This is a genomic window from Streptomyces sp. NPDC002130 (assembly GCF_040296465.1).
Taxonomy (GTDB): domain Bacteria; phylum Actinomycetota; class Actinomycetes; order Streptomycetales; family Streptomycetaceae; genus Streptomyces.
The window spans coordinates 1-10,652 of record NZ_JBEOXI010000266.1; the positions used below are offsets into that span (position 1 = coordinate 1).

General features: G+C 71.0%; 9 protein-coding genes. 5 read left to right on the top strand and 4 right to left on the bottom strand.

Annotation, left to right across the window (positions count from 1 at the left end; translation table 11 throughout):
* Positions 1 to 151: 151 nt before the first annotated feature.
* On the top strand, positions 152 to 2,383 hold the full coding sequence (locus ABT116_RS34280; RefSeq protein ID WP_351641895.1) for a serine/threonine-protein kinase: 2,232 nt from the start codon (positions 152 to 154) through the stop codon (positions 2,381 to 2,383).
* A gap of 18 nt (positions 2,384 to 2,401) precedes the next feature.
* Here ABT116_RS34280 and nadA read toward each other — a convergent pair whose 3' ends face one another.
* Entirely contained in the window at positions 2,402 to 3,586 is a 1,185-nt protein-coding gene (nadA, locus tag ABT116_RS34285) for a quinolinate synthase NadA (RefSeq protein WP_351641897.1), read from the bottom strand.
* A gap of 282 nt (positions 3,587 to 3,868) precedes the next feature.
* Here nadA and ABT116_RS34290 point away from each other — a divergent pair, with 282 nt between their 5' ends.
* Positions 3,869 to 4,225 carry a HesB/IscA family protein gene (locus tag ABT116_RS34290; RefSeq protein ID WP_031109243.1) on the top strand — a complete coding sequence of 119 codons (357 nt, stop codon included), beginning with the start codon at positions 3,869 to 3,871 and terminating at the stop codon, positions 4,223 to 4,225.
* Between the two features lie 90 nt (positions 4,226 to 4,315).
* On the opposite strand, the gene ABT116_RS34295 is transcribed toward ABT116_RS34290, so the two are convergent.
* Together ABT116_RS34295 and ABT116_RS34300 are read right to left on the bottom strand one after the other, a co-directional pair.
* On the bottom strand, positions 4,316 to 6,202 hold the full coding sequence (locus ABT116_RS34295) for a hypothetical protein (protein ID WP_351641901.1): 1,887 nt from the start codon (positions 6,200 to 6,202) through the stop codon (positions 4,316 to 4,318).
* A 146-nt stretch (positions 6,203 to 6,348) separates the two neighbouring features.
* A complete protein-coding gene (locus ABT116_RS34300) occupies positions 6,349 to 6,555 on the bottom strand; it encodes a hypothetical protein (protein ID WP_351641903.1) in 207 nt (68 codons plus the stop codon).
* 132 nt (positions 6,556 to 6,687) lie between these two features.
* Here ABT116_RS34300 and ABT116_RS34305 point away from each other — a divergent pair, with 132 nt between their 5' ends.
* On the top strand, positions 6,688 to 7,662 hold the full coding sequence (locus ABT116_RS34305) for a carbohydrate kinase family protein (RefSeq protein WP_104784176.1): 975 nt from the start codon (positions 6,688 to 6,690) through the stop codon (positions 7,660 to 7,662).
* 67 nt (positions 7,663 to 7,729) lie between these two features.
* Here ABT116_RS34305 and ABT116_RS34310 read toward each other — a convergent pair whose 3' ends face one another.
* Complete coding sequence (locus ABT116_RS34310; RefSeq protein ID WP_351641908.1) at positions 7,730 to 9,109, bottom strand: cysteine desulfurase/sulfurtransferase TusA family protein; 1,380 nt, start codon at positions 9,107 to 9,109, stop codon at positions 7,730 to 7,732.
* Between the two features lie 264 nt (positions 9,110 to 9,373).
* Between ABT116_RS34310 and ctaC the strand changes: the two genes are divergently transcribed.
* Positions 9,374 to 10,339, top strand: a complete 966-nt coding sequence (gene ctaC, locus ABT116_RS34315; protein WP_351641913.1) for an aa3-type cytochrome oxidase subunit II — start codon at positions 9,374 to 9,376, stop codon at positions 10,337 to 10,339.
* Positions 10,336 to 10,652, top strand: a 317-nt coding sequence (locus tag ABT116_RS34320; protein WP_351641917.1) for a cbb3-type cytochrome c oxidase subunit I, incomplete at its 3' end; no start/stop codon positions are given. The genes ctaC and ABT116_RS34320, both read left to right, overlap by 4 nt.

Genomic DNA, 10,652 nt, shown 5'->3' on the forward strand with positions numbered 1-10,652 from the left:
GTTTCCGGGGTGTGAGCGAGAAGAACCATGAGGGAAAGCGCACCGCCCGGGAGAAGCTGGCGGTCGAGCGCGAGAAGCAGAAGGGCCGCCGCCTTGTCCCGTTCCGTATCCTGTGGCCTCGAACGGCTTTACGGGGGAAGGGGATTCGGGCGTGCCGCTGCACAGCGAGGACCCGAAGTCGGTCGGCGGCTACCGGCTGCTCGACCGGCTCGGGGCCGGGGGCATGGGCGTCGTCTACCGGGCCAGGGCCCGTTCGGGCCGTGAGGTGGCCATCAAGGTCGTCCACGCCCAGTACGCCGCGGACGCCGTCTTCCGCACCCGGTTCCGGCAGGAGATCGCGGCCGTGCGCAAGGTCAGCGGAGCCTTCACGGCACCGGTCCTGGACGCGGACCCCGAGGCGGCCCGGCCCTGGATGGCCACCCAGTACGTGCCCGGGCCCTCGCTCGCGGGGCGGATCCGCGACCGGGGCGCCCTGCCGGACGCCGAACTGCGCGGGCTGGCCCTGGGCCTGGTGGAGGCCCTGCGCGACATCCACCGGGCCGGGGTGGTCCACCGGGACCTGAAGCCGGCCAACGTCCTGCTCGCCGAAGACGGTCCGCGTGTCATCGACTTCGGCATCTCCCGCGCGGCGGAGAACCACCAGACGCTGACCGAGACCGGCCAGATGATCGGCACACCGCCCTTCATGTCCCCCGAACAGCTCGTCGACGCCCGCGGGGTCGGCCCGGCGTCGGACGTCTTCTCCCTCGGGGCACTGCTGGTGTACGCCGTCACCGGGCGCGGCCCCTTCGACGCGGACAGCCCCTATCTGACGGCGTACCGGGTGGTGCACGACGAACCCGTGCTGGAGGGGGTCGGCGGGCCGCTGCGGGGGCTGCTGGAGCGCTGCCTGGCCAAGGAGCCCGCGGACCGGCCCGGACTCGACGAGCTGGCCCGGGAGCTGGCGGCTGTCCTGCCCGAGCCGGCGGACGGCGATCCGGCCACCATGACCCTGCGTGCGGATCGGCTCCCGGCCGTCGAGCCCGCCCACGCCGCGACCGCGGCGCCCCCGCCGGGCGCCGTCCGCCCCCGCCGCCGCGTCCGCCCGCTGCTCGCCGCCACGGGCACGGTCGGCGCCGCCGTCCTCGGCCTGACGGCCTATCTGACGCTCGGCCCCGGCTGGGCGCAGAGCGCGGACCGGGAGGGGGCCTCTCCGTCCGCGAACTCCCGGTGGGCGGCACCTCCGGCCGGCTGGAAGCCCTGGCAGACGACCGTGTACGAGACGGCCGGGCGTGGTGTGCGCAAGACGCAGCAGCCACAGCCCGGAGGGCTGCGGGGCGGTCCGGAGTGCCGGACGTACGAGGGGGCCGTCTATTGCGGGGGCGACGGAATCCTCCCCGTCCGCCTGGACGGGAAGACGGGCGAGACGGTCTGGCGCACCGGCCCGGTGGCGGCCGTCACCGGCGACGACCTCTCCAGGTTCGAGATCCTGACCGTCCGGGACGACGCCGTCCTGGTGCAGCAGGAGCCCCCGGGCGAGGGGGCGACCCGGGTCTTCGCGTTCGACACCCGGACCGGCGACCGGCTCTGGGACCGCGCGGTGAACGACGAGTGGGCGGAGGTGGCCTTCTCGGGCGACGTCGTCGTGCTCCCGGAGGGAGGCGGCACTTCGATGACGGCCCGCTCGATCCGCACCGGCGCCCAACGCTGGACGGAACGTCTGCCTGCGAAGCACGCCTGCGGGATCAAAGAGGTGGCCGGGAAGCTGTGGCTGGAGTGCAGCCCGGAGGAGAGACCGCAAGAGGCTTTCGTCATGGAGCTGCACCCGGCCGACGGCCCGGCGCGCCGGCTGAGCGTGCCCCACCAGGTCGGCGGGCTGCTCGGCACCTTCGACGGCCGGCTCCTGTTCCTGGACCTGACCCAGGACGGGGACGGGAACATCCTCGTGGGCCAGGACGCGCCCTATGCGGCCATCCGGCTCGTGGACCCCGCCACCGGTGCCCAGAGCACCACAAAGCTGGCCGAGGAGTACGAGGGAAAGGTGACGCTGGCGGACGGCACCCTGTGGTTCGCCACCGCCAGTGGACGCGTCACCGCCGTGTCGGCCCGCACGGGCAAGCCCCTGTGGCAGACCCCGACCAGCCTGGAACAGCCGGGCGAGGCGACGTACGACCCGCGGACCCGGGCCGTGTACCTCGCCAGTGCCAGCGGCCGCGTCGGGGCGCTCGACACGAAGAAGGGCACGCTGCTCTGGGAGACGCAGCCCAGGGCCCAGAGCAACGCCACCGACTGGGGCGCCACCCCGGTGCGGCTCCTCGAAGGCGCCCTCGTGGCGACCACCCCAGGCGGCAGCGTCTTCACCCTGGACCCCGCGCACCCCGAGCGGAAACCGCGCTCGGGGTGACGGCGGACGGGGCGTGGGTTACGGCAGCGCGAGCATCCGCTCCAGGGCCAGCTTCGCGAACGCCTCCGTCTCCTTGTCCACCTCGATGCGGTTGACGAGGTTGCCCTCCGCCAGCGACTCCAGGGCCCAGACCAGGTGGGGGAGGTCGATGCGGTTCATGGTCGAGCAGAAGCAGACCGTCTTGTCGAGGAAGACGATCTCCTTGCCCTCGGGAGCGAAACGGTTCGCCAGGCGGCGGACCAGGTTCAGCTCGGTGCCGATGGCCCACTTGGAGCCGGCCGGGGCGGCCTCCAGCGCCTTGATGATGTACTCCGTCGAACCGACGTAGTCCGCCGCGGCCACGACCTCGTGCCTGCACTCGGGGTGGACCAGGACGTTCACGCCGGGGATCCGCTCGCGCACGTCGTTCACCGAGTCCAGGCTGAAGCGGCCGTGCACCGAGCAGTGGCCGCGCCACAGGATCATCTTCGCGGCGCGCAGTTCCTCGGTCGTCAGCCCGCCGTTCGGCTTGTGCGGGTTGTAGAGGACGCAGTCCTCCAGGGACATGCCCATGTCCCGCACCGCGGTGTTGCGGCCGAGGTGCTGGTCGGGCAGGAAGAGGACCTTCTCGCCCTGCTCGAAGGCCCAGTCCAGAGCTCGCTCGGCGTTGGACGAGGTGCAGATCGTGCCGCCGTGCTTGCCGGTGAACGCCTTGATGTCGGCGGACGAGTTCATGTACGAGACGGGCACGACCTGCTCGGCTATCCCGGCCTCGGTCAGCACGTCCCAGCACTCGGCGACCTGCTCGGCCGTCGCCATGTCGGCCATCGAGCAGCCGGCGGCGAGGTCGGGCAGGACGACCTTCTGGTCGTCGGACGTCAGGATGTCCGCGGACTCCGCCATGAAGTGCACGCCGCAGAACACGATGTACTCGGCCTCCGGGCGGGCGGCCGCGTCGCGGGCCAGCTTGAACGAGTCACCCGTCACGTCGGCGAACTGGATGACCTCGTCGCGCTGGTAGTGGTGGCCGAGCACGAAGACCTTGTCCCCGAGCTTCTCCTTCGCCTTGCGGGCGCGCTCCACCAGGTCCGGGTCGGACGGCGAGGGCAGGTCGCCGGGACACTCCACACCGCGCTCGCTCTTCGGGTCGGCCTCACGGCCGAGGAGCAGCAGGGCGAGGGGCGTCGGCTGTACGTCGAGCTCCTGGGTCTGGGCGGTGGTCACGACACGCACCCTTTCTGTTTCTGCGACTTTTCGTCGATTTGACGCTATCTATCATAACTGCTTCACGTCACTTTGACGATGGCCATAGCGTCGGTGTGACGTGAATCCCGGTGAGCCGCCGTTCATTCCCGGGAAGACCCGGAAAGAGCCGTTTTCCGGTTCCCGGCGCGTGTGCGAGCATGAAAAGGAGCCGGGATCGAGAGCCCGGCCCGGAATGAATCCGCGGCCCCGCCGGTTGCAACCGTCGGCAAGCAGTCTCCGTACAACCCGGGAGAGATGTAGATGTCCGTATCGGACGAGACCAGCACCGTCACCGACGGCATCATCCTGACCGACGCCGCCGCGTCCAAGGTCAAGGCGCTGCTCGACCAGGAAGGCCGCGAAGACCTCGCGCTGCGCGTCGCCGTCCAGCCCGGCGGCTGCTCCGGCCTGCGCTACCAGCTCTTCTTCGACGAGCGCGCCCTCGACGGCGACGTCGAGAAGGACTTCGGCGGTGTGAAGGTCGTCACCGACCGCATGAGCGCCCCGTACCTGGGCGGTGCCACGATCGACTTCGTGGACACCATCGAGAAGCAGGGCTTCACGATCGACAACCCGAACGCGACGGGCTCCTGCGCCTGCGGCGACTCCTTCAGCTGAGCCTGCCGAGCCGCCACCGGCGGCCGCGGACACGACGAAGGCGGCGGCCCCCTCCGACGGGGCCGCCGCCTTCGTGCCGTGTGGCCGCTCCTAGCGCTCCTGCGTCGGGGGAGCCGGCAGGCGCGCGCCCTCCTTCGCCAGCGGCACCGCCCTGCCGTCCGCGTCGACGACCGCCCGGTCACCGAGCGGCTCGTCCAGCTGCACGGTCTCCTGGAACTGCTTGGCGATCATGACGCAGATCTTGTCCGGCCACGGGGTCGACGTCACGGTGACCGTCACCTCGCCGCCCTTCTCGCTCGCCTTCACGTCGTAATCCGCGCACACGCCGCCCGTGAAGGTCACCGTCAGCTCCGCGCCCTCGGCCCGGTAGCCGTCCACCTTCACCTCGCGCGGACCGGGAGCCGACGTCGGCGGGTCACTCGGCCCGCTCGGCTCGGGGGAGACCAGGAACCTCGGCTCCACCGCCGGGTACGTCACCGTGAACGGGTCCTTCGCGCCCGGCGCCGTCACCTCGAACAGCCAGGACGGCACCAACGCCTGCCGCCCGTCCACGACGTGCGCGGCCAGCCCGAACACCGCGTTCTCGACCGTCACGGCGTCCTGCTCGGGAGCGCCGCTCGACGGCTGCTCGCAGGGCTGCTCCAGCCGGTCCTTCAGCGGCACGGGGCTGGCGCAGCCGCCGATGCCCATCCGGTGATCCTTCTTCGGCTGCCCGTTCATCAGCTCCAGCGCCTTCTCGGCGCTGACCACCGGGTACGTGTCGCCCTTCACCGGCGTCTTCAGCTGTCCGCTGCCGCCGACGACCTCGCCGTCCGAGCCGACCGTGATCCCGGTCGTCCAGCCGTGCGTGGGAAGTCCGCCGACCGCGGGATCGGCGTTCACCACCCGCTGGGCACCCATGACCTGGCTCGCGTCGCGCTTCGCGTCGCCCTGACCCACCGCCTTCAGCACGGGCGCCGCGGCCTTCTCGGCCACCTCCTCGCTCACCGGCGTGCCACCGGACTGCGGGGCCGTGCAGGTGTCGGTGCCCTTGCAGTTGTCCGTGCCCGGGGCGTACCGGGTGAACGTCCAGGAGCCCGGTGCCTGCCGGTTCACCTGCAGGCTCGGCCCGGACCCGTCCCGGCCCCCGATCTTCCAGGCCTCGCCCTGCGCCACCGGCGTCCCCTCGACCCCGAGGGCCTTGGCCAGCCGGGCCACGTCCGCCTTGGTGACCTCGCCCCGCGCCCGGTACACCGGCGCCTTGCCGGGGCCGTCGGGCAGGGCGCCGTCGAGCCGGTAGGTGGCGCCGTAGGGGTTGGGCTCGCCGGGTGCGATGCCGTTGCCGCCGCCGGCCGTGGACTCCGAGTGGCCGTCGAGCGCGAGCAGCGGGGGAGTGTCGTCCCCACCGGGCGCACCGGAGGTCGTACCGCCGCCAGGCCCGCTGGAGGCGTTGGAGGCGAGCCAGGCCCCGCCACCGCCGATCAGCAGCACGGCGGCGGCGACGGAGGCGATGATCGCGGGCGTACGGGGGCGGCCACCGCCGTGATGGACCAGGTCCTCTTCGTCCCGGCGCAGGTCACCCACCGGTACCGGGGTGGCATCGGGGCGGGCTTCCTCCTCGACGCCCCCGGCTTCCGGTGTGCCCGGCTCGTCGGCTGCCGGGGCCGCTTCGCCCGCGCTGCCCTCGTCGGCCTGTGCATCCTCATCAGGCGCCTGAGAGGCATCGGCAGCCTCGGAGGTCTCAGATGTCTCGGGGGCCTCAGAAGTCTCAGCGGCCTCAGAAGTCTCGGCGGCCTCAGTGACCTCGGAGGTCTCGCCCGAGTCAGCGGCATCCGACGACACCTTGGCCTCGGCCGGCACCTCGGCCTCGGCCGACGCCCCGGCCTCCGCCGGGGTTTCGGCGCCCTCCGTGCCCGGCTCCTCGGCCTTCGGGGCGTCTGCGGTGGCGCCGGCCGCTTCCCTGGCGTCGGCGTCGTTGTCGGGTCGCTCGGTGTTCACCGCATCGCTCCTTCGGCTGCACAGCAGTCCCATGGGACCCGGCCCGGTCACACACGGACCGCTGGTGGGTCGTATCCCGCCTCCCCTTTACGGGGGACAGCGATGGGACGCAGCGGGGGAGCTCACGGTTCCCGCGAGTGCGCCGTTCAGTCCCCGTAGTCGGACATCGCGTCGAGCAGCCGCGCCGACGCCGGAGGTACGGACACACCGTGGATCAGGGCCGGCGAGACCGGTCGAGAAGCGATCCTGGGGACCGCCCAGTGCGGAGCCATCCGTGCCCCGGCACCCGGCAGCGACGCCAGATCGCCTTCGAGATCGACCGGAACGGGCGCATGGACCTTGAGGTTTGTCATAGCGGCACCGTATGCACGGTCGAGCTCACGGAGAAAGATCTACTATCGGGTAGTTTCGATGCCTTCAGAGCTGCCCCGCCCACCCGATAGCGTGAACTGTCAAGGTCCGCCTCCCTCAGGAGTATCCACGCCGTGCGCATCGCAGTCACCGGCTCCATCGCCACCGACCACCTCATGACCTTCCCCGGCCGCTTCGCCGACCAGTTCGTAGCGGACCAGCTGCACACGGTCTCGCTGTCGTTCCTGGTCGACAAGCTGGACGTTCGCCGCGGCGGCGTCGCCGCGAACATCGCGTTCGGCATGGGGCAGCTCGGCACCCGCCCGATCCTGGTCGGCGCGGCGGGCGCGGACTTCGACGAGTACCGGGCCTGGCTCGACCGGCACGGCGTCGACACGGAGTCCGTCCGCATCTCCGACACGCTGCACACCGCTCGCTTCGTGTGCACGACCGACGCCGACCACAACCAGATCGGCTCCTTCTACACCGGCGCCATGAGCGAGGCCCGCCTCATCGAGCTGAAGACCGTCGCCGACCGCGTGGGCGGTCTCGACCTGGTCTCCATCGGCGCCGACGACCCGGAGGCCATGCTCCGCCACACCGAGGAGTGCCGCTCCCGGAAGATCGCGTTCGCCGCCGACTTCTCCCAGCAGATCGCCCGGATGGACGGCGAGGAGATCCGCATCCTGCTGGACGGGGCGACCTACCTCTTCTCCAACGAGTACGAGAAGGGCCTCATCGAGACCAAGACCGGCTGGAGCGACGCGGAGATCCTCTCCCGCGTGGGCCACCGGGTGACCACCCTCGGGGCGCGCGGCGTCCGCATCGAGCGGGTCGGCGAGGACCCGATCGAGGTCGGCACGCCCGACGAGGAGCGCAAGGCCGACCCGACGGGCGTCGGCGACGCCTTCCGCGCCGGGTTCCTCTCCGGTCTGGCCTGGGGCGTCTCCCTGGAGCGTGCCGCGCAGGTCGGCTGCATGCTGGCGACCCTCGTCATCGAGACGGTGGGCACACAGGAGTACCAGCTGCGGCGCGGGCACTTCATGGAGCGGTTCACCAAGGCGTACGGGGACGAGGCCGCGGAAGAGGTTCGGGGGCATCTGGGCTGATTTGTCGCCTGCGGGAGCGTGGGGGGCTGGTCGCGCAGTTCCCCGCGCCCCCAAAAGAGGGGGTTGGTCAGCTCACCCGGCGGACCACATAGGCCGTTCCCTTGTCCGCCGTCTCCTCGCCGACGTACTCCTGGCCCCGCATCTCGCACCACGCGGGGATGTCCAGGCGGGCCGCCTCGTCATCGGAGAGGACCCGCACCAGGCCGCCCACCGGCACGTCGCCGATGACCTTGGCGAGTTCGATGACCGGGATCGGGCACCTTTTGCCCAGGGAGTCCACGACGAGCACGTCGGCCTCCCGCACCACCGTCTCCGAAACCGGCGCCCCCAGCTTCTCGCGCACCGCCGCCACCGTCCGGGGAAGGACGGCCAGGAACCTCTCCACCTCCTCCTCGGCAACTCCCGGCGGCAGCGAAACCCGCACATTTCCCTCACTCAGCACGCCCATGGCCCGCAGCACATGGCTCGGCGTCAGCGTGCTGCTCGTGCAGGACGATCCGGACGAAACCGAGAAGCCCTCGCGGTCCAGCTCGTGCAGCAGCGCCTCGCCGTCGACGTAGAGACAGGAGAAGGTGACGACCCCGGGCAGCCGACGCACCGGATCTCCGACGACCTCGGCGTCGGCCACCAGTCGCGGCACCCGCGCCCGGATCCGGTCAGTCAGCTCCCGCAGGCGCACCGCCTCCTCGGCCGCCTCCGCCTGTACGGCCCTGAGCGACGCGGCCGCCGCCACGATCGCCGGGATGTTCTCGAAACCGGGCGCCCGCCCCGACTCCCGCTCGTCCACCGGCCCTTGCGCCGCGAACCGGACACCCTTGCGCACGACGAGCAGCCCCACCCCGGACGGCCCGCCCCACTTGTGCGCACTGGCCGTGAGCAGCGACCAGCCCGCTTCCACCGGCCCCCATCCCAGGGACTGCGCCGCATCCACCAGCAACGGCACCCCGGCCTCCCGGCACAGCTCCGCCACCGCCGGGACCGGCTGCTCCGTTCCCACCTCGTGGTTGGCCGACTGCAGACAGGCCAAAGCCGTGTCCTCGCGCAGGGCATCGCCGTAGACGACCGGATCCACCGCCCCGCCCCGGTCGACGGGCACCTGGGTGACGGACCCGCCGTCGGCCTCGTGCACCTCCGCCGAATGCAGTACAGAGGAGTGTTCGACCGCCGACACGATCAGGTGACGCCCGACCCGCCGCCGCCCGGCCAGCGCCCCCGCAACGCCCGTGTGCACGGCACGGCTTCCGGACGAGGTGAACACCAGCTCGTCCGCCCGGCACCCCACCGCCTCGGCGGCGGCCTCCCGCGCCGCGTCGAGGAGCATCCGGGCCCGACGCCCCTCCCTGTACAACCGCGCAGGATCCGCCCACCCTTCATCGAGCGAGGCCTGCAGGGCCTGCCGGGCGACGGGATGAAGCGGAGCAGCGGAAGCAGCATCGAAGTAGGCCACACAGCAACGCTAGAACGTCCCCGGGGCAGGCGTACCTCAGGGGCGCGGGGAACGGCGCGAACAGCCACAAACAACCCGCAGCCGCCAATTCAGCGAACCCCCCGGGTGAGTAGGCCCCCCTCCCCGAGAACCCCCGGAGGGCGTCGGCTAGGGTTTGGTCCGCATAAACATCCAAACCCCTGCCCGACGCAGGGCCGCGACCGACCAGCGAGAAGGCCAGGCCGCAGCCGATCCGCGCGGGCGAGACTCTCGGGAAGGCGCTACGTGAGTCCCAACGGCTCCGACCGCTCGCCGCGGCGCCCGATGCGGCGGAAGCTGCTGCAGGCACTGACCGCGGGCCTGGTCTTGGCGACAGCCACCGGTTGCTCGTACAACTGGGAAGACTTCCCCCGCCTTGGTATGCCCACCCCGACCACGGAAGAGGCTCCCCGGATCCTCTCCCTGTGGCAGGGTTCCTGGGCGGCTGCGCTCGCCGTCGGCGTGCTGGTGTGGGGTCTGATCCTGTGGAGTGCTTTCTTCCACCGGCGCAGCCGCACCAAGGTCGAAGTTCCTCCGCAGACCCGGTACAACATGCCCATCGAGGCGCTGTACACCGTGGTTCCGCTCATCATCGTCTCGGTGCTGTTCTACTTCACCGCCCGTGACGAGTCCGAGCTGCTCAGCCTCAAGAAGAAGCCCGACGTCACGGTCAACGTGGTCGGCTTCCAGTGGAGCTGGTGCTTCAACTACATCGAGCCGGTCGCCGGTTCCACCGGGGACGCCAAGACCTCGAAGGACCTGGACGCGATCCCGGACCGGTTCAAGGAAGACTTCCCGGCCAACGCCGGCGGCGTCTACGACTGCGGCACCCCCGGCACGCGGAACCCGCAGACGGGCAACCCGGGCCCGACCCTGTGGCTGCCCAAGGGCAAGACGGTCCGCTTCGTCCTCACCTCGCGTGACGTCATCCACTCCTTCTGGGTGGTGCCGTTCCTCATGAAGCAGGACGTCATCCCGGGCCACACCAACGCCTTCGAGGTGACCCCCAACAAGGAGGGCACCTTCATGGGCAAGTGCGCCGAGCTCTGCGGCGTCGACCACTCTCGGATGCTGTTCAACGTGAAGGTCGTCTCCCCCGAGCGCTACGAGCAGCACCTCAAGGACCTCGTGGACAAGCAGCAGAACGGTTACGTTCCTGCCGGCATCGCGCAGACGAGCCACGAGAAGAACCGGGAGACGAACAACCTGTGAGCATCCTCAACGAACCCCAGGGTGCCGCGGCAGCAGGGTCCCACTACCAGGACGAGCTGCCGGTCAGGCGCCAGAACCGCGGCAGTGTCGTGGTCAAGTGGCTGACGACGACGGACCACAAGACGATCGGCACGATGTACCTCGCCACGTCTTTCGCGTTCTTCGTCATCGGCGGCGTGATGGCGCTGCTCATGCGCGCCGAGCTGGCCCGTCCGGGTCTGCAGATCATGTCGAACGAGCAGTTCAACCAGGCGTTCACGATGCACGGCACGATCATGCTGCTGATGTTCGCGACGCCGCTGTTCGCCGGCTT

Bases quoted from the DNA above. Each gene is read 5' to 3' on its own strand.
- ABT116_RS34290 (WP_031109243.1), top strand. From the start codon at position 3,869: ATGTCCGTATCGGACGAGACCAGCACCGTCACCGACGGCATCATCCTG.
- ABT116_RS34300 (WP_351641903.1), bottom strand. From the start codon at position 6,555: ATGACAAACCTCAAGGTCCATGCGCCCGTTCCGGTCGATCTCGAAGGC.